This is a genomic window from Streptomyces sp. NBC_01428, from assembly GCF_036231965.1.
GTDB lineage: Bacteria > Actinomycetota > Actinomycetes > Streptomycetales > Streptomycetaceae > Streptomyces.
In genome coordinates, this window is record NZ_CP109499.1 from 7,891,564 (window position 1) to 7,913,588 (window position 22,025).

General features: G+C 71.2%; 26 protein-coding genes. 15 read left to right on the top strand and 11 right to left on the bottom strand.

Features of this window, described 5'->3' with window-relative positions; genetic code table 11:
- Positions 1-24 precede the first annotated feature (24 nt).
- Complete coding sequence (locus tag OG406_RS34350; RefSeq protein WP_266854805.1) at positions 25-492, top strand: DUF6214 family protein; 468 nt, start codon at positions 25-27, stop codon at positions 490-492.
- 27 nt (positions 493-519) lie between these two features.
- Here the strand turns inward: OG406_RS34350 and OG406_RS34355 are convergent, their stop codons facing one another.
- Positions 520-1,170 (bottom strand): DUF305 domain-containing protein, encoded by a 651-nt coding sequence (locus tag OG406_RS34355; protein WP_326843790.1) that lies wholly within the window; start codon positions 1,168-1,170, stop codon positions 520-522.
- A 193-nt stretch (positions 1,171-1,363) separates the two neighbouring features.
- On the opposite strand from OG406_RS34355, the gene OG406_RS34360 reads away from it, so the two are divergent.
- Positions 1,364-2,866, top strand: a complete 1,503-nt coding sequence (locus OG406_RS34360; RefSeq protein WP_329189533.1) for an LVIVD repeat-containing protein — start codon at positions 1,364-1,366, stop codon at positions 2,864-2,866.
- On the opposite strand, the gene OG406_RS34365 is transcribed toward OG406_RS34360, so the two are convergent.
- Both OG406_RS34365 and OG406_RS34370 read right to left on the bottom strand, forming a co-directional pair.
- Positions 2,854-3,531, bottom strand: a complete 678-nt coding sequence (locus tag OG406_RS34365) for a TetR/AcrR family transcriptional regulator (RefSeq protein ID WP_327410453.1) — start codon at positions 3,529-3,531, stop codon at positions 2,854-2,856. The genes OG406_RS34360 and OG406_RS34365 overlap by 13 nt on opposite strands.
- 160 nt (positions 3,532-3,691) lie before the next feature.
- Positions 3,692-3,946, bottom strand: a complete 255-nt coding sequence (locus OG406_RS34370) for a hypothetical protein (RefSeq protein WP_329189535.1) — start codon at positions 3,944-3,946, stop codon at positions 3,692-3,694.
- A 249-nt stretch (positions 3,947-4,195) separates the two neighbouring features.
- Between OG406_RS34370 and OG406_RS34375 the strand changes: the two genes are divergently transcribed.
- A complete protein-coding gene (locus tag OG406_RS34375) occupies positions 4,196-4,441 on the top strand; it encodes a DUF2630 family protein (protein ID WP_164374490.1) in 246 nt (81 codons plus the stop codon).
- 22 nt (positions 4,442-4,463) lie between these two features.
- On the opposite strand, the gene OG406_RS34380 is transcribed toward OG406_RS34375, so the two are convergent.
- The 4 genes from OG406_RS34380 to OG406_RS34395 form a co-directional block, all read right to left on the bottom strand.
- On the bottom strand, positions 4,464-5,162 hold the full coding sequence (locus OG406_RS34380) for an HAD family hydrolase (RefSeq protein ID WP_267052218.1): 699 nt from the start codon (positions 5,160-5,162) through the stop codon (positions 4,464-4,466).
- A complete protein-coding gene (locus OG406_RS34385; RefSeq protein ID WP_329189539.1) occupies positions 5,159-5,860 on the bottom strand; it encodes a phosphatase PAP2 family protein in 702 nt (233 codons plus the stop codon). Before OG406_RS34385 ends, OG406_RS34380 begins: the two co-directional genes overlap by 4 nt.
- 218 nt (positions 5,861-6,078) lie before the next feature.
- Positions 6,079-7,014, bottom strand: a complete 936-nt coding sequence (locus tag OG406_RS34390; RefSeq protein WP_329189541.1) for a M56 family metallopeptidase — start codon at positions 7,012-7,014, stop codon at positions 6,079-6,081.
- A 106-nt stretch (positions 7,015-7,120) separates the two neighbouring features.
- Positions 7,121-7,732, bottom strand: coding sequence for a DUF5134 domain-containing protein (locus OG406_RS34395; protein WP_329189543.1), 612 nt, complete (start codon positions 7,730-7,732; stop codon positions 7,121-7,123).
- A gap of 365 nt (positions 7,733-8,097) precedes the next feature.
- Here OG406_RS34395 and OG406_RS34400 point away from each other — a divergent pair, with 365 nt between their 5' ends.
- Complete coding sequence (locus OG406_RS34400) at positions 8,098-9,741, top strand: FUSC family protein (RefSeq protein ID WP_326843792.1); 1,644 nt, start codon at positions 8,098-8,100, stop codon at positions 9,739-9,741.
- The gene (locus OG406_RS34405) at positions 9,624-10,304 is read left to right on the top strand and encodes a MarR family winged helix-turn-helix transcriptional regulator (protein WP_382753490.1); all 681 of its coding nucleotides are present in this window, start codon (positions 9,624-9,626) and stop codon (positions 10,302-10,304) included. The genes OG406_RS34400 and OG406_RS34405 overlap by 118 nt, the downstream gene beginning before the upstream one ends.
- A 34-nt stretch (positions 10,305-10,338) precedes the next feature.
- Here OG406_RS34405 and OG406_RS34410 read toward each other — a convergent pair whose 3' ends face one another.
- Positions 10,339-10,725, bottom strand: a complete 387-nt coding sequence (locus OG406_RS34410; RefSeq protein ID WP_329189545.1) for a VOC family protein — start codon at positions 10,723-10,725, stop codon at positions 10,339-10,341.
- 70 nt (positions 10,726-10,795) lie between these two features.
- On the opposite strand from OG406_RS34410, the gene OG406_RS34415 reads away from it, so the two are divergent.
- Entirely contained in the window at positions 10,796-11,335 is a 540-nt protein-coding gene (locus OG406_RS34415; protein WP_266611254.1) for a GNAT family N-acetyltransferase, read from the top strand.
- 64 nt (positions 11,336-11,399) lie between these two features.
- Here OG406_RS34415 and OG406_RS34420 read toward each other — a convergent pair whose 3' ends face one another.
- A complete protein-coding gene (locus OG406_RS34420) occupies positions 11,400-12,083 on the bottom strand; it encodes a glycerophosphodiester phosphodiesterase (protein WP_326843794.1) in 684 nt (227 codons plus the stop codon).
- 465 nt (positions 12,084-12,548) lie between these two features.
- Between OG406_RS34420 and OG406_RS34425 the strand changes: the two genes are divergently transcribed.
- From OG406_RS34425 to OG406_RS34445, 5 genes are all read left to right on the top strand, one after another.
- Positions 12,549-13,946 (top strand): DUF6421 family protein, encoded by a 1,398-nt coding sequence (locus tag OG406_RS34425; RefSeq protein ID WP_329189549.1) that lies wholly within the window; start codon positions 12,549-12,551, stop codon positions 13,944-13,946.
- 41 nt (positions 13,947-13,987) lie between these two features.
- On the top strand, positions 13,988-14,743 hold the full coding sequence (locus OG406_RS34430; RefSeq protein ID WP_164374846.1) for an SDR family NAD(P)-dependent oxidoreductase: 756 nt from the start codon (positions 13,988-13,990) through the stop codon (positions 14,741-14,743).
- Positions 14,740-15,813, top strand: a complete 1,074-nt coding sequence (locus tag OG406_RS34435) for a threonine aldolase family protein (protein ID WP_164374479.1) — start codon at positions 14,740-14,742, stop codon at positions 15,811-15,813. The genes OG406_RS34430 and OG406_RS34435 overlap by 4 nt, the downstream gene beginning before the upstream one ends.
- A gap of 95 nt (positions 15,814-15,908) precedes the next feature.
- Positions 15,909-16,481: a transglutaminase domain-containing protein gene (locus OG406_RS34440; protein WP_329189552.1), complete on the top strand. Its 573-nt coding sequence runs from the start codon at positions 15,909-15,911 to the stop codon at positions 16,479-16,481.
- Positions 16,482-16,494: 13 nt separating this feature from the next.
- On the top strand, positions 16,495-17,187 hold the full coding sequence (locus OG406_RS34445) for a B3/B4 domain-containing protein (RefSeq protein WP_329189555.1): 693 nt from the start codon (positions 16,495-16,497) through the stop codon (positions 17,185-17,187).
- Between the two features lie 39 nt (positions 17,188-17,226).
- Here the strand turns inward: OG406_RS34445 and OG406_RS34450 are convergent, their stop codons facing one another.
- Together OG406_RS34450 and OG406_RS34455 are read right to left on the bottom strand one after the other, a co-directional pair.
- Positions 17,227-17,955 (bottom strand): lysophospholipid acyltransferase family protein, encoded by a 729-nt coding sequence (locus tag OG406_RS34450; protein ID WP_081222940.1) that lies wholly within the window; start codon positions 17,953-17,955, stop codon positions 17,227-17,229.
- Between the two features lie 186 nt (positions 17,956-18,141).
- Positions 18,142-18,558: a DUF4395 domain-containing protein gene (locus tag OG406_RS34455; protein ID WP_329189558.1), complete on the bottom strand. Its 417-nt coding sequence runs from the start codon at positions 18,556-18,558 to the stop codon at positions 18,142-18,144.
- A 75-nt stretch (positions 18,559-18,633) separates the two neighbouring features.
- Between OG406_RS34455 and OG406_RS34460 the strand changes: the two genes are divergently transcribed.
- The 4 genes from OG406_RS34460 to OG406_RS34475 all read left to right on the top strand — a co-directional run bounded on the left by OG406_RS34460 (position 18,634) and on the right by OG406_RS34475 (position 21,864).
- Positions 18,634-19,047 (top strand): TlpA family protein disulfide reductase, encoded by a 414-nt coding sequence (locus OG406_RS34460; protein ID WP_266619817.1) that lies wholly within the window; start codon positions 18,634-18,636, stop codon positions 19,045-19,047.
- A gap of 242 nt (positions 19,048-19,289) precedes the next feature.
- Entirely contained in the window at positions 19,290-19,799 is a 510-nt protein-coding gene (locus OG406_RS34465) for a flavin reductase family protein (RefSeq protein ID WP_164374474.1), read from the top strand.
- 217 nt (positions 19,800-20,016) lie between these two features.
- Positions 20,017-20,802, top strand: coding sequence for an electron transfer flavoprotein subunit beta/FixA family protein (locus OG406_RS34470; RefSeq protein WP_266611240.1), 786 nt, complete (start codon positions 20,017-20,019; stop codon positions 20,800-20,802).
- A 99-nt stretch (positions 20,803-20,901) separates the two neighbouring features.
- Positions 20,902-21,864 carry an electron transfer flavoprotein subunit alpha/FixB family protein gene (locus tag OG406_RS34475; protein ID WP_081222935.1) on the top strand — a complete coding sequence of 321 codons (963 nt, stop codon included), beginning with the start codon at positions 20,902-20,904 and terminating at the stop codon, positions 21,862-21,864.
- Positions 21,865-22,025 lie beyond the last annotated feature (161 nt).

Consider the following 22,025-nt stretch of genomic DNA (forward strand, 5'->3'; position numbering starts at 1 on the left):
GACCGGTGCCGCGCGGACAGCGCCGTGTCGGTGTGGCCCGCCTGGGAGGTCCGGGAGGGCGAGACCGCCACCTCCTGGTTCCACGTCCGGCTGGCGTTCGCCGACGGTGCCGCCGTCGACCTGCTCGCCGTGCTGGCGGAGGGGGGACTTTCGGTCGAGGACGTACGGGCCGAGCCGCCCCTCTCCCTCGACGACCTCGCGACGGTCGCCGACTGGATCGAGGAGCCGCTGTTCGAGGCCTGCGGAAGCAGGCTCGGCGCCGACGGCGATCCGGGGGAGGAGGGGCAGGCGCGCAGGGCACGGCCGGCCTGGCCGCGTGGCGCCGAGGGCCGTCAGCTGATCGCCGACGCGTACCGCGCCGCCCAGGAGGAGGGTGTGGACCCGGTGCTCGCGGTGATGGACGCCACCGGTCACAGTCGCCGCAAGTCCCTGCGCCTGATCGCCGGGGCACGGGACGCGGGGCTGCTGACGCCGCGCCACATCCGCCGCTGACACCGGCGGAGCGCAGGGGCGCGGCGATCAGGACATCGCGCGCATCCGGCTGATCTCGCTCGTCTGCTGCGCGATCACGTCGTCGGCCATCTCCTCGATCTGGATGTTGTTGCCCTGTGCCTTCACGTCCGTGGCCATGGTGATCGCGCCGTCGTGATGGCTGATCATCAGCCGGAGGAAGAGCCGGTCGAAAGCGCGGCCGTCGGCCGCGCGCAATTCCGCGAGCTGCGCCTTCGTCGCCATGCCGGGCATGTCCGCGTGATCGTGTCCCGGGCCCGCGCCGGCTCCGTCGTGCGCCTTCAGCCAGCTCTTCATGGTGGCGATCTCCGGGCCCTGCGCGGCGGCGATCCGCCCGGCGATCCGCCGCACGGCGCCCGACTCGGCCCTGTCCGGGGCGAGTTCGGTCATCCGCAGGGCCTGGGTGTGGTGGGTGATCATCATCCGCGCGTAGGCGAGGTCGGCGGCGTTGGGGGTGTCGTCGTCGGAGCGCCGTTCGTCCGCCTCCTTCGCGGACAGGGTCTCCGCCGCCTCACCCGGCTTGCCGGGCGCGATCACCGAAGGCCCGCCCGCCGAGGCGGACTTGGTGTCGGAGCCGGAGTCGCAGCCCGCGAGCGCGAGTGCGGCGACGGCCAGTGAAGCCACGACCAGGGACGTACGGGGCGCATGACCAGCGAGCACGGCGACCTCCTGCGGCACACGAATCGGCGGACATCTCACGGGTGTTGATGACCGTCCTCACACGCTTCCGAACGTGACTGATCAAAAACGTTCATGACGAGTACGTTGCCATCTGTTGATCTGTACATGGTGAGGACGATACTTCAGGGGTCCGTGAACCGTTCGACTGCGAACGGCTACAAGGGAGAACACAGTGACCCTGTTGAACCACCCCCGAACGCGGCGCAGAAAACTGGGAGTCGCCGTGGCTGCGGCCGGACTCCTGGCCGCGTTGTTCACAGCAGTCCCGGCGTCCGCCACCCCCGACCCCGGGGACACCCCCACCACGCGGGAGCAGGTTTCCGGCAGCGAAGCCGCCGCGGCGCGAGCGGCGATCGCGAGCGGCGAGATACCCGGCACCGACGAGGTCGTCCACTCCGACAACATCGAACATCTCGCCAACGTCCCCAAGGAGGCCTTCACCGGCCTCAACTCGGACCTGGCCTTCCAGGGCACGTACGCCTTCGCCGGCAACTACGACGGGTTCCGCGTCTTCGACATCAGCGACCCGAAGGCGCCGAAGACCGTCGCTCAGGTCCTCTGCCCCGGCTCGCAGAACGACGTGTCCGTCTCGGGTGACCTGCTCTTCCTGTCCACCGACTCCTCGCGCAGCGACAACTCGTGTGCCAGCACGACACAGCCCGCGACCGAGAAGTCGTCGTGGGAGGGCATGAAGATCTTCGACATCAGCGACAAGGCGAACCCCAAGTACGTCGCCGCCGTCGAGACCGCCTGCGGCTCGCACACCCACTCGCTGGTGCCCGAGCGCAAGAACGTCTACGTCTACGTCTCGTCGTACTCGCCGAGCGCCACCTTCCCCGACTGCCAACCGCCGCACGACGGCATCTCGGTCATCAAGGTCCCGCGCCAGGCACCCGAGAAGGCGGCCGTGGTGAACTTCCCCGTGCTCTTCCCGGGCGAGGGACCCGACGGAGGCGGCAACCCGGGCTCGCCCACCAACCCGGGTGTCTCCAAGACGACCGGCTGCCACGACATCACGGTCCTGCCGTCGAAGGACCTGGCCGCCGGCGCGTGCATGGGCGACGGCATCCTGTTCTCCATCGAGGACCCGGAGCACCCGAAGGTCATCGACCGGGTCCAGGACAACGTGAACTTCGCGTTCTGGCACTCGGCGACCTTCAACCAGAAGGCCGACAAGGTCGTGTTCACCGACGAGCTGGGCGGCGGCGGAGCGGCCACCTGCAACGAGGCGACCGGCCCCGACCGCGGCGCCGACGGCATCTACGACATCGTCGGCAGGGGGGACCACCGCAAGCTCGTCTTCCGGAGCTACTACAAGATCCCCCGCCACCAGGCCGACACCGAGAACTGCGTGGCCCACAACGGCTCGCTGATCCCGGTCAAGGGCAAGGACCTCATGGTCCAGGCGTGGTACCAGGGAGGCGTCTCCGTCTGGGACTTCACGAACTCGGCGAAGCCGAAGGAGATCGCCTACTTCGAGCGCGGCCCGCTGTCCACCGACACCCTGCAGGTCGGCGGCTCCTGGTCCGCGTACTACTACAACGGCTACATCTACTCGAACGACATCGCCAAAGGCTTCGACGTGCTGAAGCTGAGCGACCGACGGACGGACGCGGCCCGACGGGTCCACCTGCGCGAGCTCAACGTCCAGACGCAGCCGGACTACTTCGACTGATCGTCCTCCGGCTCCGGACCCGTCTCGAAGAAGCGTGACAGATCCGTCCCGGGGGTTCCGCCCGATGTCTCGGCGTCGGGCGGAACCCCCAACTCCCACTCCAGCCGGTACCGTTTGAACAACTCCGCCCGCAGCACCGGGACCTGCATCGGCACGCCCGGCACCAGCGCCGCGTAGACCGCACCCATGAGCAGCGCCCGCAGCATCGGGTAGTCCGCCGTGACCTGCGTCGAGCCGTACGCGGCGACGGTCTCCCCGAGCAGTTCGGAGAGCCGGCGCTGCTCCGGGCACTGGACGAACCCCTCGGCGTGGAGCAGTCCGGCCATGTGCTGGCGCATGAGGACCGGCTGGTCACGGGTGAGGCCGAGGATCGCGTCGATGGCCCGCGCCATCCGCTCCCGGCCGTCCTCGCTGCGCGGCTCCCGCTCGAGTGCCTCCTCCAGCGTGCGGTGCATCAGCCGGTGCACGGCCGACTGGAGGAGCTGTCGCTTGCCGGGGAAGTAGTACGACACCAGTCCGCGGGCCGATCCCGCCCGGTCGGCGATGTCCCCGAGCGTCGTCGCGTCGTAGCCGCGCTCGCTGACCAGCTCCACGGCGGCCTGGAGCAGCCGCTCCCGGGAACGCCGCCGCAACTCTTCATTGACCGAGGCGCTTCGCGGGGACATGCTGTAACTCCTGCGTTGACTGGCTGCCAGCCAACTATACTCAACGCGTCCGGACCGAGGCCCTCCGCGGGTCGCTTCCGGGCTGTCGCCGACCTGGGGCGACGCGGGGGATCGCCTCAGGTCGGACGCGGCAGCGAACCGCGCCGTGCCGTCGGTGCCCTCATGAACCGACCTCCTGCATCGCGGGAGCGGTCTGCGCCGGGACGGGGGTCGCCTCCTCCTCGGCGGGCCCGGCGCCGCGCGTGGCGCGGAGTACCCGCCGCCAACTGCCGACCATGTACCAGCCCATGGACAGGCTCAGCAGCACATTGCCGACGAGGGATTCCCTGTCACGGCTGAGGGCGGTGTTGTACAGAGCGGCGCCGGTGACGTACGTGAGCAGCCCGGCGAGGAGGATCCAGAGTGCTGTCTTCAAAGGGACCTCATGAGAGTGCGGTGGAGGCGCCAACCTAGCCACGTCTCCCGCATTTAGGGTCATTTGACCCGTGTTGGCGCAAGCTTGACCATCGCTGGCCGATCAAGCCCGAGAGTGATCCATTGCGCGGCGGATCGCCCCAGGTCGGACGCGTGCCGCCCGTGAAGGTCGCCCGGGGCCACTTCTATCGCTCGCCGAGCCCGCGCGTCCTCCATAGAGTGGCCTGGAGCCCTGAGGAGGCGTACGGACATGGACCAAGAGCAGATCCTGAGCAGGATCACGGCGATGGTGGACGACGAGCGACGGCTGCGCGACGCCGTGGCCGCGGGCGAGATCGACAGCTCCACGGAGCACGCGCGCCTCTCGGACCTGGAGCGCGAGCTCGACCAGTGCTGGGACCTGCTGCGCCAGCGGCGCGCCAAGTCCGAGTTCGGCGAGAACCCGGACGAAGCACAGTCGAGGCCGTCGTCGCAGGTCGAGGGCTATCTGGGCTGAGCCCGGGTTCCCGCGTGGCCCGTCAGTGCGCCGGGCCGAGCACCGCCCGGAGCCCGTCCGGGCGGTCCGCGACGGGCAGGTGGTCGACGAAGCGCACGGCGCAGCCCAGCGCCGCCGCACCGCCGTCGGCCCGCCGGTCGTCGCCGACCATCAGGGTGTCCTCGGGGGCGACGCCGAGCGCGGAGCAGGCGACCGCGAAGAGCCGGGGATCCGGCTTCTGGATGCCGTGCTCGTACGACAGCGCATAGGCCCCCACGTACGGGTCGAGGCCGTGCGCGCGGAACACGGGGCGCAGATCCCAGCCGATGTTGCTGACCACGCCCACCGCGACACCTCGCTCGCGCAGCGTGCCCAGCACGTCCGCCGCGTCCGCGTAGGGGGTCCAGGCGGCGGGCGCCATGTGACGTTCGTACAGGGCGTCGTGCAGATCGCGCCCGGGCAGGGGCACCAGCCGGGAGAGACCGGTGAAAGCCGCCCTGTGCTCGGCGGCGCTCCGGTCGCGGGCGGCCCACACGGCGTCGAGGTGGGCCGGCACCGGCACGGTCGGCCTGGCGCCACCGGGGAGCGCGCCCGCCGACTCCAGTTCCCGTGCGGTGCGCGCCAGTTCCTCCTCGGACAGTTCGTGCCCGGCCTCAGCGAGGGCCGCACGCAGCCAGGAGGCCGCGGACTCGATACGGAAGAGGGTCCCGGAGAAGTCGAACAGCACACCCTTGAAGGTCATGGGGGGAATCCTTCGGGGCGCCGTCCCCACCGGTCAAGGGGCCCCCGGTCGCCCCACCGCCCGTAGGCGGTCACGGCAAGGGCCACGACGAGGGCTCCGACGAGCCAGCCGCCCACCACGTCGGAGGGCCAGTGCACCCCGAGCCAGACACGGGTCAGGCCGACCCCCACGACACTGACGACGGCCAGGGCCAGTGCGGTGCGCCGCACGGCGCGTCCGGCGTCGTAGCGGTTGAGCAGCCACAGCAGCAGGCCGCACACGACGGTGGCTGTCAGGGCGTGCCCGGAGGGGAAGGCGGCGTAGTGGGCGGAGTCGACCGGGTCGGGCCAGACGGGCCGGGGGCGTCCGACCGCCCACTTCAGCCCCTGCTGCAACAGCGTGCCGAGCGCGCACGTGGCCACCAGCCACAGCGCGAGCCCCCAGGCCGCGTGGCGCCGGACCAGCCGGACCACGGCCACCGCGCACAGCGCCCGCATGGCCCAGGGGTCCCACACCCAGTCCGTCAGGATCCGGCACGCGTGCGTGACGCCCGGTGACTCGACCGCCCACCTGTGGGTGGTGCGGGCGATGTTCTCGTCCAGGGTCATGAGGGGCCTCCACGAGAGGGCGACCAGGAGGAGCAGGGCCACCGCGGGTGGGGTCAGTGCTGCCGCCGTGATCAGTGCTGTGCGGGTCGGGGGGCCGGGCGGGAGGGGCATGTGCCGATCCTCGCCGACGGACGCCGCTCGGCCCTCGCCTCGACGCGCGGCGTCGGGCGGAGCCACTCTGCTCCGGGATCACCGCGCACCCTCGGCCGGCCACCCCCAGCCCTTCCTGTGCCCCCTCAGCCCCGACCCTTCCCGTCCCCGGGGCTCCGTCCCGGACCCCGCTCCTCAAACGCCGGGGGGACTGAGTCCTCCGAGTGCGGGAGGGCGGACTACCCCAGCGCCCGAAGCCCCGGGACGAACGCCACCAGCACCGGAATCACCGGCACCAACGCGGCGGCCGCCGTCAGCTGGAGGCGACGGGTCGCCGTGAGCCGGTGACGCGGCGTGAGGAGGCGGTCCACGCGCTGGGGGACATGCGCCCCGGGGGTCGGGCACGGCCCGAACACCCCGCGGTCCTCGTTGAGTTCGACCAGGGCGAGCGCGATCGTCAGGCGCCCGAAGCGGCGCGACGCGACATCGTCCGCGGCGAGCTCCACCAGCCGGTGCATCTCGTCGCGGAACGCCGCGAACACCGGCACCTGCGGGAACCCGTTCGCCAACGCCCCCGAACAGTGCAGCAACCAGTCGTGGCGAGCCCGTGCGTGCCCCTGCTCGTGAGCCAGCACGGCGTCCAGCTGACGCCCCTTCAGGCGACGCAACGCGGCCGTGGTGATGACCAGTTGAGGGGCGGTACCGGGCAGCCACCAGGCATCGGGACGCTCCCCCTCCAGCACGACGAGACGATCCGCACCGGGCTCCTCTCCGGGCAACAGCGGCGCCCGCACGAGGAGTTGACGTCGGCTCTGCCGGCGCCTGTGCCGAGCCCGGAAGATCTCCCGAGCCAGCATCGCCGCGGTCCAGGCGCCACCGCAGGCGAGGGCCACCGCGGTCGTCGCGGCCCAGGGGCTGCCCGCGCCGAGTGCGTAGGCGTCCACGACAGGGGCCGGTGCGCCGTCGAAGACGTGCCCGCGCACTGCGGCCCAGGCGGCGGCCGCGGAGAGGGTCATCGACAGGACGCAGCACAGCAGGACCGCCGCCACCACGCACTGCCAGACCCACAGGGCGACCACCGGTTCTCGGTCCGGCCAGTCCGCCCGGGCAAGCAGTCGCGGAGCGACCACGGCGACCAGGGCGCCGAGCAGCAACAGTGCCGCGGGGACCATCATGGGCCGAAGCCTATGAGCGGGGCGTTGCCGCTGGATACGGTCGGCGACGGCAAGTGACGTACGCCACGGTTTCGTGCGGCCCCGGACCGCCCCCAGGACCCGCCGCTCAGAGCGTGACCAGCATCGCCAGCATCGCGATGCCCATCGACAGACGGCAGGCCTGCGAGAGCTCGGGCCGGTCCCCCCACCGGACGGCACGCCGCGCGCCCCACGCCTCGGCACCCGAACCGCTCCGGGGGCCGCCGATGCCGGGACCGGCACCCCCACCACCGGCGGCCGTCAGGGGCAGAAGACGGACACCCGACCGGAGGACGTAGCCGGTGAAGTAGAGGAGAAGCGCTCCGGTGAGGAGCGGGACACCCGCGCCGCCGTGGCCGTGCGCGTGGTGGGCCGGCGCGAAGGTCATCACGGCGGCCATGTAGACCATGGCGACCGCGCCCATCAGATGGTGCAGCTGATGCGGGCTGCTCCGCGCGGTCCAGAGGCCCCGCAGGGCGGCGGCACCGAACACGGTCACGTAGACGAGCCAGGCCCAGCGCGGCGGGGCCACCACCGCGGCCGGTACGGCCATCGCGGCCATGCCGAACCCCATGAGCGCCTCGGCGCCGGCGGTGTGCCGCTGTTCCTCGACGGGGCTGCGCATCCGCAGCAGGCAGTACGCCCCGGTGGCCGCGCACAGGGCGACGAGCAGCCAGCCGGGCGAAGCCGGTTCGTACACCGTGGAGCCTCCCCGCTCGGCGATGCCGACACGCGACGGACGAAGGACACCCGATGCCGGGCGGCGCGACGGCGGACATCGCGGCACAGCGTCGGATGGATGGATGGATGGGTGTGGGGGTGGGGGTGGAGGGACGGTCGGTCGGCTGGGCGCTTGGTCGGTCAGGGCATGCCCAGGCCGGTCGGGGCGCAAGCAAGCGCAAGGGTGTACGAGGGGGAGCGCGCAGGGGGTGCACCGGCCTGCCCCGATCGCCTCGGCGCGGCCCGGGGCACCGGACGGACCCGGTGAGACCGGCGTCGGGAGAAAAGAGGACGGCGGTCGTCCGCCAAATGATTTACAAGTAAAACACCTGTTAAGGTTATGGGATGAGCAGTGCACCCCGCCCCACCCCGTCGCGCGTCCCCCGCCTTCCGCTCGCCGGTGTCCTGCGTCTCGGCAGGCCCTCGGACATCTGGTTCAAGCCCGCCCTCAGCGTCGTCGTCGCGGTCGCTCCGCCGAACCTCACGCTCTTGGCCCTCGGGCGCCTGGATCTCGCGATGTACACGATGGCCGGGTCCCTGTGCGCGCTCTACGCCCACAACCGCCCGTACGCCGCCCGGGCCCGCGTCCTCGCGTGGGTGGTGCTCGGAATGCTCGGCGGGCTGGGAGTCGCGCTCGTCACGGCCTCGCTCACCACGAACACCGCCGTGCTGGTGACCGTCGGCGCGCTGCTGGCCGCCACCCAGAAGACGCTGTGCGACGCGACCCGCGTCGGCCCGCCCGGGCACGTGGTCCTCGCGTTCATCTCCTCGGCCTCCCTGTTCGTGCCCCAGCACCTCGGTCAGGTGCCCGGGCACCTCGCGCTGGGCGCGGCCGCGGGAGTCTGGGCCTGGATCGTCGGCATGGCCCCCGGACTCGTCCGCCCGCACGGTCCCGAACGGCGTGCCACGGCGCACGCGCTGAACGCGGCGGCGGCATACGCCCAGAGCCCCGGCGACGCCCGGGCCCGCGCCGCCGGTGCCGCCGCCGTGCACGCGGCGTGGCAGTCGCTGCTGTCGACCGGGGCGCGCTCGGCACCCCGCCGTGCCCTCGAACGGCTCGTCGTCCGCGCCGAGGTCGCGCTCGCCGCTCCCGCCGACACCGACTCCGAGCGGTTGCGCGGCCTCGCCCGCGACCTGTCCGGCACCGGTCCGGTGCCGCGCACGGACGGCCTCGGAGACGCGGCCGACGAACTCCTCGGCGTGGAAGCGGCCCTCGCCTTCGGGGAACGCCCGCTGCGCGACCGCCTCGGCCCGCTCGCCCCGATCGCCCTGCGCACGGCCGTCGGCTGCGCCCTCGCCGGCTACGTCTCGCTCGCCCTCGGTGTCGGCCGCCCCTACTGGGCGCTGGTCACCGCAGCCTCGCTCTACCAGGCCAACGTCACCCTGACCTGGAGCCGGGGTGTGCAGCGCGTGGTCGGCAACCTCGTCGGCGTGCTCGCCTTCGCCGCCCTCGTCCCGCTCGCCCACGTCGGCGGGGCGGCCCTGGTGCTGTGCTGTCTCGCGCTGAACTTCGGCGCGGAGGCGGTCATCGGCCGGAACTACTGGCTGGGCAGCGTCTGCGTGACGCCCATGGCCCTGTTGATCACCGAGTTCGCCCGCGCGCAGCAGCCCGCCGAGCTGATGACCGACCGGGTCGTGGACACCCTCGTCGGCGCGCTGGTCGGCCTCGTCGCCGCGATCGCCGTCACCAACCGGCGGGCCGGTGACCGGATCGAGGACGCCCTCTCGGCCGTGGAGCGCGCCCGGGAACACGCCGACGGACTGGTGGCCGCTGAGCGCCCCGGCCCCGGGGCCCTGGAGTCGGCCCGCCGCGGTCTCGCCTCCGCCGTGGTGGACCTGCGGGCCGCGGCCGACGCGGCGGCCGGCGAGTGGTGGCAGCGCGCCCTGCCCGAGGAGCGCGTGATGCGGGCCGAACAGGCCGGACACCGTACGCTCGCCGCGACGGTACGACGCCAGGGACTGCACGGCCGGGAGGGCGCACAGGCATGACGACAGCGGACGGACGGAGCACGGCGGACGGTGATCCGGTGGCCGGGCCGCCGCCGGTACCCGTCGACACGGTGGCCGCCGTCGTGCGCCAGTGGCAGACGGTGCGGCCGGAGCTCGACACGGGCCCCATGGAGGTCATCGGGCGCGTCAACCGCTGTGCGGCGCTCCTCCAGCAGGCCGAGGACGCGCCGCTGCGCCGGGCGGGGCTCACCCGCCCCGAGTTCGACGTGCTCGGCACACTGCGCCGCACCGGGCACGAGCTGACCCCCGGCGACATCGCCCGCGAGACGTTCTCCTCGGGCGCCGCCGTCACCAAGCGGCTCAAGGCGCTGAGCGAGCGCGGACTGGTCGAGCGCCGCGGCGACACCCGGGACCGCCGGGTCGCGCACGTCCGGCTGACGGACGCGGGGCGCGACCTCGTCGACGGCGTCCTCCCCGACCAGCTCGCCTACGAGACCACGGTCCTGTCCGGCATCGACGCCGAACGCCAACGTGAACTGGCCGGACTCCTCGGGGAGTTGCTCGGTCAGCTCGAAGGGCGCCTGGGTCTGCCGCGCGCCTGACGCCGCCGCGCGACGGCAGTCACCCCCGCGGGCCTCAGGGGCGGTACCGGAGCGGATGGTCGGCCGGCGTCTCGACGAGCACGATCTCCGTTCCGTCCGGATCCGCGATCCACATCTCGATCAGCCCCCACGGCTCGCGCACCGGAGGCCGCACCACCTCGACGCCGGCGGCCACCAGCTCCTCGTGGGCCGCCGCCGCGTCGGCGACCTGGAGCCACAGTTTCAGCGCGGGGGAGGGCGGTGTCTCGGACCGCCCGGCGACCTCCAGGAAGCCGCCGCCGAGGAAGTAGACGGTCCCGCGCTCGGGTCCCGTACCGAACTCGCGGTAGAGGGCCAGCCCGAGACGTTCGCCGTAGAAGGCGCGTGAGCGCTCGGGGTCGGTGGGGCGCAGAAGGACGCGGCTGCTCAGTACGTGCACCATGCAGCGGGATCATAGGGGCGGGTTACGCTCAGGTGTGCTCGAACCGCGCCACCGAACGGAGAACCACTCCATGGAAACCGTCTCCACCGACCTGACCTTCCGCGACGCCACGGACGGGGACGTGGACGTCCTGGTCGCGCTGATCGAATCGGCCTACCGGGGGGACTCCAGTAGGGCCGGCTGGACCACGGAGGCCGACATCCTGGAGGGGCAGCGCATCGACCCCGAGGGTGTCCTCGGCGTCATCAAGTCGCCCGACAGCCGGCTCCTGACGGTCGAGCGGGACGGCACGGTCGTCGCCTGCTGCCAGTTGCAGCACCGCGGTGACCACGCCTACTTCGGCATGTTCGCGGTCAGCCCGGCGCTCCAGGGCGGCGGCCTCGGCAAGGTGATCATCGCCGAGGCGGAGCGCACGGCCCGCGAGAACTGGGGCGTCACCGAGATGCACATGACGGTGATCTCCGTGCGCGAGGACCTCATCGCCTGGTACGAGCGGCGCGGCTACCGCCGTACGGGACGGATGACCCCGTTCCCGTACGGCGATGAGCGCTTCGGTGTCCCGAAGCGTGACGACCTGCGCTTCGAACTGCTGGTCAAGCCCCTCGCCTAGGGCGATGCCGTCCGGCTCGGGCGGACCCCGGAGGCCGTCCGACGGCGGGTCCGCGGCCCGTGCCTCACGCGGTGAAGCGGCCGGTGCGTTTGATCTCGGGGTAGTCGGTGGTCGCGCCGTCCAGCTCCAGGGCGCGCACCAGCCGCAGGTGGTCCTGGGTGTTGACCACCCAGCCGATGATCCGCAGCTCGGCCTCGCGGGCCCTCTCGACGACCTCCAGACTCAGCCTGCGGATGTTGAGGCAGACAGTCTCGGAGCCGACCTCCACGGCGCGGTCCACCACGTCGACGCCGAAGCGGCTGGCGATCAGCGCCGTGCGGACGCCCGGCACGAGCCGGGTGATCTCGGCGACCGCCTCGTCGTGGAACGACGACACCTCCACCCGGCCGACCAGGTCGCGCCGCTGCATGACCTCGGCCAGCGCCCGAGCCGCCGCGACATCCTTGATCTCGGCCTGCAACGGCGAGCTGACGGCGTCCAGCACCTCTTCGAAGACCGGAACGCGCTCGCCGTGCCCGGCGTCCAGCGCGCGCAGCTCCGCGAGGGTCTTCTCGGCGATCGGCCCCGAGCCGTCGGTCGTACGGTCCACGTCGGCATCGTGCATGACGACGAGGGCGCCGTCCTTGCTCAGGTGCAGATCGAGTTCGATCAGGTCGAGGCCGGCGTTCTGCGCGGCGGTGAAGGAACGGAGAGTGTTCTCGGGTTCGACGCCCATCACTCCGCGGTGACCGATGGTGAGGAAGTTCAAGATGCGACTCGCTTCCGTCGACGGCGGCTCGGCTCGCGCGTGGTTCCGACGGGGACGCCCACGCGGCAAGGCCGCAGCCTAATGGCCTGACTGTGCGATGTACCCGTTCCTGCGCCGGGCAATGAGGGTGTCGGACGGGGAGACCCTGCCCCGATCCGCGGACGGCTCACCGGAGCACCGGTCACGTCCTGCCGCGGCCGGCCCCGCGCGCCCCCGGGAGGCCCACCCCACGCCCCCCGACTCCCTTGCCCCGCCGGAGAGTTCGGCTCGGCGCGCGGTGTCCGGCCGAGGCCCGCGCAGCCGCCGGAAGGCCGAGGCGCATGCGGCCGTCTTTGTCGTGTCGGACAGGAAAAAGAGCGGTGAAGGTAGAGCTGCGCAGGATAATCTCTCGGATTCCCCCTTGCGGGAAGGAACCTCGTATACATACGGTGTCCATACGCGAGGTTCTCCTGTGGAGGGTGGGACATGACGGAAATGCTTGTGCAGGTGGGTGTGGAGGATCGGGTTCCTCCCGTCGCCAGGGTGGTGGAGCACCCGGCATGGCCCGTGCTCAAGGATGCCGTCGAGGAGATCCGGCCCTGGCAGTCGAAGGACGGCTCCATCGACTTCGACGCGGACGACGCGCCCGACGCCTCGGACGTCGACCTGGCCGTCCGCCGCGCGATAGACGCGATCGAGCGGCTCTCTCCGCTGCTGCCGCACGACGTGGCGTACCACGAGGCCCTCGTGAAGGACCTGCGCCGCTGGGCCGACGCCGGGTTCCACGTGCCCGACTTCCTGGACTCGCTGCTGGCCTTCCAGCCCGCCGCGGCCCGCGAGGACGGTCTGCAGCACATGGTCGTCTTCCCCATGTACACGCAGAACGGCAACCCGGACCGCAACTTCGAGGCGGTCGTCCTGCGCATGGTGTGGCCGGACTGGCTGGCCGAGCTGGAGCGCACGCGCTACGACAACCCGCTGTTCTGCGGCATCACCTTCGAGGACTTCACCGCGGGGTACGACACGAACTCCGCGGTGCTCTTCCCGGAGACCATCGCGGTCCGTGAGGCGCCCGAGCGCTTCTCCTGGGGCGGCATCTTCTGCGACCGCGAGGCCGCCCGCTTCCGCGCCGTCACCGACGCCGCCGTCGACCTCCTGAGCCTCGAGCTGCCCGAGGACATCGCGGCCATGGTGGACGACCAGGAGCGCTGCGAGCAGGCCTTCGTCCTGTGGGACATGGTCCACGACCGCACCCACAGCCACGGCGACCTGCCCTTCGACCCCTTCATGATCAAGCAGCGCCAGCCGTTCTGGATGTACGGCCTGGAGGAGCTGCGCTGCGACCTCACCGCCTTCAAGGAGGCCGTGAAGCTGGAGGCCGAGGGCAACCAGCACGGCCGTGACGTGCAGTACGCCGTCCTCTTCGACCGGATGTTCCGCTTCCCGGTCACCGGCGACCGCGTCCGCAACTACGACGGGCTCGGCGGCCAGCTCCTCTTCGCCTACCTGCACAAGCACGACGTCGTCCGCTGGACCGACAACAAGCTGCACATCGACTGGCAGCGCGCCCCGCAGGTCACCAACGAGCTGTGCGGCGAGATCGAGGACCTCTACCGGGCCGGCATCGACCGCCCGAAGCTCGTCCACTGGTTCAAGGCCTACGAGCTGGTCTCCACGTACCTCGCACCGCACCCCGGCTCCCGCTGGGCCAAGGGTCCGGACGCCCTGGACCTGTCCCAGCCGCCGCGCAAGCTGGTGGACGACGTGCTTCCGGACGAGTTTCCCCTGAGCATGTTCTATGAGGCGCTCGCCAAGAAGCTGAAGAACGTGATCGCCTCGACCAAGGGCATCACGGCGGCAGACTCCGAGCGGATCGCCGCGTGACCGACCGCGGTACCGAGATCATTGCTCAGGAGGCGAAGACCATGGGGAACGGGGCTCTCAGCGGTGCGGTGATCGCGGTGGCCGGAGCGGGTGGACCCGCCGGCCGGGCGGCACTGCTCCGGCTCGCCGAGGCCGGCGCGACCGTCATCGGCGCGGACAACGACGCGGAGCGGCTGGCCGAGGCCGTCGACGCCGCCAGCTACGCCCACGGCGGCTCCACCGTCGTCGGGGACACCGTGGATCTGCTGGAACTGCAGTCGACCCGTGACTGGGCCACCCGCATCCAGAAGGACTTCGGCCGGGTGGACGGCCTCGTCCACCTCGTCGGTGGCTGGCGGGGCAGCGAGACCTTCACCAAGACGGTCCTCGACGACTGGGACCTGCTCGAACTGCTGCTCATCCGTACCGTGCAGCACACCACCCTCGCCTTCCACGAGGCCCTGCAGAGCAGCGAGCGCGGCCGGTACGTCCTGATCAGCGCCGCCGGCGCGAGCAACCCCACCGCGGGGAACGCCGCGTACTCCGCGGCCAAGGCCGCCGCCGAGGCGTGGACGCTCGCCATGGCGGACTACTTCCGCAAGGCCGGAATCGCCGAGGGCGCCGAGGGCGCGACGTCCGCTGCTGCCATCCTGGTGGTGAAGGCGTTGGTGCACGACGCGATGCGCGCCGAGCGACCGAACGCGAAGTTCGCGGGCTTCACGGACGTCAAGGACCTGGCCGAGTCCATCGTCGACGTCTGGAGCCGGCCCGCCGCCGAAGTGAACGGAAACCGTCTGTGGCTGACCGAGAAGCCGTGAACCCTCCGAAGACCGACGCCCGGCGTCATCACGACCCGGCCGTCCGCGGTTTCGCCAGTGACAACTACGCGGGGGCCCACCCCGAGGTGCTCGCCGCGCTCGCCGTGGCCAACGGCGGGCACCAGGTCGCGTACGGCGAGGACGACTACACGGAGCACTTCCAGGGCATCATCCGCAGCCACTTCGGTGCCGGCGCGGAGGCCTTCCCGGTCTTCAACGGCACCGGGGCCAACGTGGTCGCCCTCCAGGCGGTCACCGATCGCTGGGGTGCGGTGATCTGCGCGGAGAGCGCGCACATCAACGTCGACGAGGGCGGCGCCCCCGAGCGCATGGGCGGCCTCAAGCTGCTCACGGTGCCCACGCCCGACGGCAAGCTCACCCCCGAACTGATCGACCGGCAGGCGTACGGCTGGGACGACGAGCACCGCGCGATGCCGCAGGTCGTCTCGATCACCCAGAGCACCGAACTGGGCACGCTGTACACGCCAGAGGAGATCCGGGCGATCTGCGACCACGCCCACGCGCACGGCATGCGGGTGCACCTGGACGGTTCCCGGATATCCAACGCGGCGGCCTCCCTGGACGTCCCCATGCGGACGTTCACCAACGCGGTCGGCGTCGACATCCTCTCGCTCGGCGGCACCAAGAACGGCGCGCTGTTCGGCGAGGCGGTGGTCGTCATCAACCACGACTCCGTCCGCCACATGAAGCACCTGCGCAAGCTGTCGATGCAGCTCGCCTCCAAGATGCGGTTCGTCTCCGTGCAGTTGGAGGCGCTGCTCGCCAAGGACCTGTGGCTGCGCAACGCCCGGCACGCCAACGAGATGGCCCAGCGACTCGCCGAGGGCGTCCGCGCGGTGCACGGGGTGGAGATCCTCCACCCGGTGCAGGCCAACGCGGTCTTCGCCCGCCTGCCGCACGAGGTGACCGAGCGTCTCCAGAAGCGCTTCCGCTTCTACTTCTGGGACGAGGCGGCCGGCGACGTCCGCTGGATGTGCGCCTTCGACACCACCGAGGACGACGTCGACGGCTTCGTCGCCGCGCTCAAGGAGGAGATGGCCCAGCGCTAGCCGGGCCGATCCCACGCTCTTTCGAACTGCATAGGTATGCGGTCATCCGGAAATGCATTGACTCCCGGGTGATCGCTTTCCTATGCTCTGCGGCTATGGAGCTGATCCAGGAAACCAGCGACCTGTCCGCGTATCTGGCCGCTGACGAGGTCGTCGACCATCATCATCCGCTCGTCCGCGCGACGGCGGCGCGACTCGCCGCCGGAGCGGACGACTCGTATGCCTATGCGCGTTCGGCGTTCGAGTTCGTGCGCGACACCATCCCGCACTCGCAGGACGCGGGCGATACGCGGGTCACCTGGCGCGCCTCCGACGTCCTGGAGCGGCGCACCGGCATCTGCTACGCCAAGGCTTACGCGCTGGCGGCCCTGCTGCGCGCCGAGGACATCCCGACGGCGTTCTGCTACCAGCGGCTCGGCGAGGTGCACGGACTCGTCGCCGTCCGCTTCCACGGCGCCTGGCACCGCCAGGACCCCCGCGGCAACAAGCCCGGCGTGGACGCCCGCTTCTCCCTGGACGGCGAACGGCTGGCCTTCACGCCCGATCCCGAGTCCAATGAGCTGGACTATCCGGTGTTGTACGCTGAACCTCACCCGGCCGTGCTCGGCGTCCTGAAGGCCGCCCCGGACCGGCCGTCCCTGTGGCGGACCCTTCCCACCGCACTCTGAGGCAAGGCCGACGATGACTCTCACGCTCACCGTGTCCGACGAGGTGCGCGCGCTCGCGCCCGGATTCACCCACGTCGTCGTGGAGGCGGACGGCCTGGTGAACGGCCCGAGCACGGACGCCACTTCGGCGCTGCTCGACGACGCCGCTCGTCGGCTGGCCGAGCGTCTGGGGGGACGGCCTCCGCACGAGGACGCGCACATGGCCGCCTGGCGGGAGACGTACACGGCGTTCGGCTCCAAGCCCTCCCGTACCCGCAACTCCGCCGAGGCGCTGGCCAAACGCGCCCTCTCGGACGCCGGCCTCCCGCGGATCAACGTCCTCGTGGACGTCTACAACGCGATCAGCGTGGCCCACCTGATCCCGGTCGGCGGTGAGGACACCGACCACATCCGGGGTGCGATGCGCCTCGTGCGGGCCACCGGCGACGAGGACTTCGTGACCGTCGCGGGAGGCGAGGAGACCGTCGAGCACCCCGACGCGGGCGAAGTGGTCTGGCGCGACGACACCGGCGTCACCTGCCGCCGCTGGAACTGGCGCCAGGGACCGCGCACCCGGCTCACCGAGCAGTCGGCCTCGGCCGTCTTCCTGCTGGAGAGCCTGGCTCCGATGCCCGTCGCGGACGTCGAGAGCGCGGGTGCGGAACTCGCCGAGCTGCTGGCGAAGTTCAGCCCCGGGGCGCGGATCACCGTCCACGCCCCGGAGTGACGCCTCGGCGCGCGGCGGGCGCGCCGGGCGGGAGAACCGTCAGCGGGCCTCGGCCGCGCGCACCTCTTCGGGGGTCGGCGCGGTCCCGCCGAGATGGGCGGGCATCCACCAGGTGTCGTCCGGCCCCTTGGGGCGTACGGGATAGGCGCGCTGCGCCGCTTCGAGCAACTCCTGGACCCGCTCGCGCAGTCGCCGGGTGATGGCGCCCGCGTACTGGTCCTGCGGGGCTTCCACCGGCTCGCCGACCCGGATGGTGATCGGGGTGTGGCTGCGCTTGAAGTTGCGCGGGTGCCCCTTGGTCCACAGCCGCTGCGTGCCCCACAGAGCCATGGGAATGAGGGGGACGCCGGCCTCCTGGGCCATGCGCGCGGCACCCGACTTGAAGCTCTTCAGAGTGAAGGACTGCGAGATGGTCGCCTCGGGGAAGACGCCGATGATCTCACCGGCGCGCAGCGACTCCAGCGCGTGCTGGTAGGCCGTCTCGCCCTTCTCGCGGTCCACGGGGATGTGCTTCATGCCCCGCATCAGCGGCCCGGAGATCCTGTGCCGGAACACCGACTCCTTGGCCATGAAGCGCACCAGGCGCTTCTGCGGCAGGGCGGCCAGCCCGTCGAAGATGAAGTCCAGGTAGCTGATGTGGTTGCTGACCAGCACGGCGCCGCCCGAGCGCGGAATGTTCTCCGATCCCTGGCAGTCGATCTTGAGGTCCCAGGCCTTGAACAGCGTCTGGGCGAAGGCGACGACGGGACGGTAGACAAGCTCTGCCATGGACGGGGTGGACCCTTCTCTCTGCCTGGGAAGGGGTCTCCCGGCGGGAAAGTTACGCAGCCGTAGGTTTACGGCATTGCGCAGATCGTGCCCGAAGAACGGACGGGTGGCCAGTCCTGGTGCCGGAGAACCGCGAGATCCTTGTCACGTCGCGCACTTGATCCACCTCGGGGTTTTAACCTGCCTTTACTCCGCGCGTACCCTCACGCGCCGTACGAGCAGGTACATCTCGCACCCCAGGCAGTACCCGAACGCCGCATTGAGAAACGCCGCCGCGAGCGCGCACCCGGTCGCGGCGAGACCGAGCCACTGCGGGCCGGCGGTGAAGCCGATCAGTCCGACCACCGAGAAGACGAGTCCGACCGCCTGCGCGAACTGCGGCGGCTCCGGCGCCTCGAACTCTTTCGGCGGTCCGAGTCGCGGCCGCACCACCTTCCGGAAGAGCCAGCCGTACGGCGAGCGCGCCACGCCGCCCGAGGCGCCCAGCGCGAACGCCAGCGTCTGCCACGCCAGCAGCCAGGTGCTCCCGGTGATGAGCGTGGCTGCCAGGACGACCGTCGTCACGACCGCGCCGAAACGCGGTCCCCTCACATCAATGTCCATGATTCAAGGATTCCGTATGCCGGGCAGTGCTCGACGCCGGGAATCAATGCGGTCTCATGAATGCTTGTGCATGTGATGACCGGACTTGTGGTGTGCCTGGCGGTGCTCGCGCTGGCGAGCGTGTACGGAGTGCTGCATCGGCGGCGGAGCGGGAGGGTGACAGTGCGCGGGCGCGACGACGGAAAGCAGCTCGGCGCGGCGGAGTTGGGGGAGGGGCTCGGCGAACGGGCCACGCTCGTGCAGTTCTCCAGCGCCTTCTGCTCCCCCTGCCGGGCGACCCGGCGGGTCCTCGGCGAGGTGGCCGACATGGTCCCCGGCGTGTCGCACGTGGAGATCGACGCCGAGGACCACCTCGACCTCGTACGCGATCTCGGCATCCTCAAGACGCCCACCGTGCTCGTCCTCGACGCGGACGGCCGGATCGTGCGGCGCGCGACGGGACAGCCGCGCAAGGCGGACGTCATCGCCGCGCTGGGAGAGGCTGTCTGAACGGTGGCGATCATGGTGAGGCATCTCGCAGATACCCGTGCGCACTTGACTGCACGCACCACCTATCGTCAGCCTGACCGTATGCCCCCGGAACTCCTTCTCCACGAGCGCCTCCCAGTGGATCCGGCCCGCACCGCGAGTGGGCGCTGTCCGGGCTGTTGAGCAGCCAAGGACCCCTCCCCGCACCCGGCTCCGCCCGGGCGGTGGGATTTCCACGTCAGCCCTCGCAGAAGGACAACTCCATGTCGGCCACGCCCGGCCTCGGCACCGCCCGCCTCGCCTCCCCGGATCTGCTCCGCTCCGTCTTCCGCCGGCACGCCGCCGGAGTGGCGGTGATCACCGCCACCGGTCCGCGGGGCCCCGTCGGCTTCACGGCCACCTCGCTCACCTCTGTCTCCGCCGAACCCCCGGTGGTCTCCTTCGGCATCGGCACCGGCGCCTCCAGCTGGCCCGCGGTCGCGGAGTCCGAGCATGTCGGCGTCCACATACTCGGCGAGCACCAGCAGGACCTCGCCGCGACCTTCGCGCTGAGCGGGGCCGACCGGTTCGGCGCGCCCACCCGTTGGCGTAAGGGCCCCGAGGAAGTTCCCGTCCTCGACGACGTGCTGGCCTGGCTGGTATGCCGGGTCGTGGCGCGGGTGCCTGCCGGGGACCACCGGATCGTGCTGGCGGAGGTCGTGCTCGGCGACGCCTCCGGCGAGGGCGGCCCGCTCCTGTACCACCAGGGTCGTTTCAACGGCCTGCGCGACTGAGGCGGGGCCGGGGCTACTCGCCGGTACTCCTCATCGGTTACACAGCGTTGCGAAGGTCACAGTTCAAAGCGCTTGCTTAGTGGGCACCCAATGGATGTACTGGCGAGTAATATTTCGTTCGGAGCGCGGGCCGCCCCGACCGGGATCGCCCGCTTCAGGCGCCTATGCTGCCTGAAAGAAGGCAGCCCAGAAATGACGATGCAGTAGGAGAGCCGGCGTGAGCTTGAGGATCGTTGTCACTGTGAAGTACGTGCCCGACGCCACTGGCGACCGGCACTTCGCCGATGACCTGACCGTCGACCGTGACGACGTGGACGGCCTGCTGTCCGAACTCGACGAGTACGCCGTCGAGCAGGCGCTGCAGATCGCCGACGACGCGGACGACGCCGAGATCACCGTGCTGACCGTCGGCCCCGAGGATGCCAAGGACGCCCTGCGCAAGGCGCTGTCCATGGGTGCCGACAAGGCCATCCACGTGGAGGACGACGACCTGCACGGCACCGACGCCGTCGGCACCTCCCTGGTGCTGGCCAAGGCCATCGAGAAGGCCGGCTACGACCTGGTCATCTCCGGCATGGCGTCCACCGACGGCACGATGGGCATCGTGCCGGCGCTGCTGGCCGAGCGTCTCGGTGTCCCGCAGGTCACGCTGCTCTCCGAGGTGTCGGTCGAGGACGGCGTGGTCAAGGGCCGCCGTGACGGCGACACCGCCTCCGAGTCGCTGGAGGCCTCCCTCCCCGCGGTCGTGTCGGTGACCGACCAGTCGGGCGAGGCGCGTTACCCGTCCTTCAAGGGCATCATGGCCGCGAAGAAGAAGCCGGTGGAGTCCTGGGACCTGTCGGACCTGGAGCTCGAGGCGGACGAGGTCGGTCTCGAAGGCGCCTGGACCAAGGTCGACAGCGCCACCGCTCGCCCCGCGCGCACCGCGGGCACGATCGTCAAGGACGAGGGCGAGGGCGGCAAGCAGCTCGCCGAGTTCCTCGCGGGCCAGAAGTTCATCTAGTCGCCGTGGGTCCGGGGCGCGTCCCCGGACCGGCACAACGGCCGAGGCCCACCCCGCTTACCGCCCCTCAGACTTCGTAATCCGCAGGAGAGCATCCCCATGGCTGAAGTTCTCGTCTATGTCGACCACGTGGACGGTGCCGTCCGCAAGCCCACCCTGGAACTGCTGACGCTGGCCCGCCGCATCGGCGAACCCGTCGCCGTCGCCCTCGGCTCCGGTGCCGAGAACACCGCCGCCGCGCTCGCCGAGCACGGCGCGGTGAAGGTCCTCACGCACGACGCCGCCGAGTACGCCGACTACCTCGTCGTACCGAAGGTCGACGCGCTCCAGGCCGCGTACGAGGCCGTTTCCCCGGCCGCCGTGCTCGTCCCGTCCTCCGCCGAGGGCAAGGAGATCGCGGCCCGCCTCGCGGTCCGCATCGGTTCCGGCATCATCACGGACGCCGTCGACCTGGAGGCCGGCGCCGAGGGCCCGGTCGCCACGCAGTCGGCGTTCGCCGCCTCGTACACCACCAAGTCCCGCATCTCCAAGGGCACTCCGGTCATCACGGTCAAGCCGAACTCGGCCGCCGTGGAGGCCGCCCCGGCCGCCGGCACCGTCGAGGCCCTCGCGGTCTCGTTCTCCGACAAGGCCACCGGCACCAAGGTCACCTCGCGCACCCCGCGCGAGTCGACCGGCCGTCCCGAGCTGACCGAGGCCGCGATCGTCGTCTCCGGCGGCCGTGGCGTCAACGGCGCGGAGAACTTCTCGGTCATCGAGGGCCTCGCCGACTCGCTCGGTGCCGCCGTGGGCGCCTCGCGTGCCGCGGTCGACGCCGGCTGGTACCCGCACACCAACCAGGTGGGCCAGACCGGCAAGTCCGTCTCGCCGCAGCTGTACATCGCCTCCGGCATCTCCGGCGCGATCCAGCACCGCGCGGGCATGCAGACGTCGAAGACGATCGTCGCGATCAACAAGGACGCCGAGGCGCCGATCTTCGACCTCGTCGACTACGGCGTCGTCGGTGACCTCTTCGAGGTCGTCCCGCAGCTCACCGAGGAGATCAAGTCCCGCAAGGGCTGATCGCTCCGTGCTCCACGAGGCCCCCGTGACCGCGCGCCGGTCCCGGGGGCCTCGGTGCATCCTGGGGAGGCCGGGTACGCGGGCCGCGGCCGTGTCCCAGGATCCAAGAGGGTGTTGACCCGCGAGAAGCTCGCCGGATAACTTCGCTCTACGGATTGTTG

Bases quoted from the DNA above. Each gene is read 5' to 3' on its own strand.
- OG406_RS34365 (WP_327410453.1), bottom strand. From the start codon at position 3,531: ATGTCCCCGCGAAGCGCCTCGGTCAATGAAGAGTTGCGGCGGCGTTCC.
- OG406_RS34375 (WP_164374490.1), top strand. From the start codon at position 4,196: ATGGACCAAGAGCAGATCCTGAGCAGGATCACGGCGATGGTGGACGAC.
- OG406_RS34380 (WP_267052218.1), bottom strand. From the start codon at position 5,162: ATGACCTTCAAGGGTGTGCTGTTCGACTTCTCCGGGACCCTCTTCCGT.
- OG406_RS34385 (WP_329189539.1), bottom strand. From the start codon at position 5,860: ATGCCCCTCCCGCCCGGCCCCCCGACCCGCACAGCACTGATCACGGCG.
- OG406_RS34390 (WP_329189541.1), bottom strand. From the start codon at position 7,014: ATGATGGTCCCCGCGGCACTGTTGCTGCTCGGCGCCCTGGTCGCCGTG.
- OG406_RS34400 (WP_326843792.1), top strand. From the start codon at position 8,098: ATGAGCAGTGCACCCCGCCCCACCCCGTCGCGCGTCCCCCGCCTTCCG.
- OG406_RS34410 (WP_329189545.1), bottom strand. From the start codon at position 10,725: ATGGTGCACGTACTGAGCAGCCGCGTCCTTCTGCGCCCCACCGACCCC.
- OG406_RS34415 (WP_266611254.1), top strand. From the start codon at position 10,796: ATGGAAACCGTCTCCACCGACCTGACCTTCCGCGACGCCACGGACGGG.
- OG406_RS34425 (WP_329189549.1), top strand. From the start codon at position 12,549: ATGACGGAAATGCTTGTGCAGGTGGGTGTGGAGGATCGGGTTCCTCCC.
- OG406_RS34430 (WP_164374846.1), top strand. From the start codon at position 13,988: ATGGGGAACGGGGCTCTCAGCGGTGCGGTGATCGCGGTGGCCGGAGCG.
- OG406_RS34440 (WP_329189552.1), top strand. From the start codon at position 15,909: ATGGAGCTGATCCAGGAAACCAGCGACCTGTCCGCGTATCTGGCCGCT.
- OG406_RS34445 (WP_329189555.1), top strand. From the start codon at position 16,495: ATGACTCTCACGCTCACCGTGTCCGACGAGGTGCGCGCGCTCGCGCCC.
- OG406_RS34450 (WP_081222940.1), bottom strand. From the start codon at position 17,955: ATGGCAGAGCTTGTCTACCGTCCCGTCGTCGCCTTCGCCCAGACGCTG.
- OG406_RS34455 (WP_329189558.1), bottom strand. From the start codon at position 18,558: ATGGACATTGATGTGAGGGGACCGCGTTTCGGCGCGGTCGTGACGACG.
- OG406_RS34460 (WP_266619817.1), top strand. From the start codon at position 18,634: ATGACCGGACTTGTGGTGTGCCTGGCGGTGCTCGCGCTGGCGAGCGTG.
- OG406_RS34465 (WP_164374474.1), top strand. From the start codon at position 19,290: ATGTCGGCCACGCCCGGCCTCGGCACCGCCCGCCTCGCCTCCCCGGAT.
- OG406_RS34475 (WP_081222935.1), top strand. From the start codon at position 20,902: ATGGCTGAAGTTCTCGTCTATGTCGACCACGTGGACGGTGCCGTCCGC.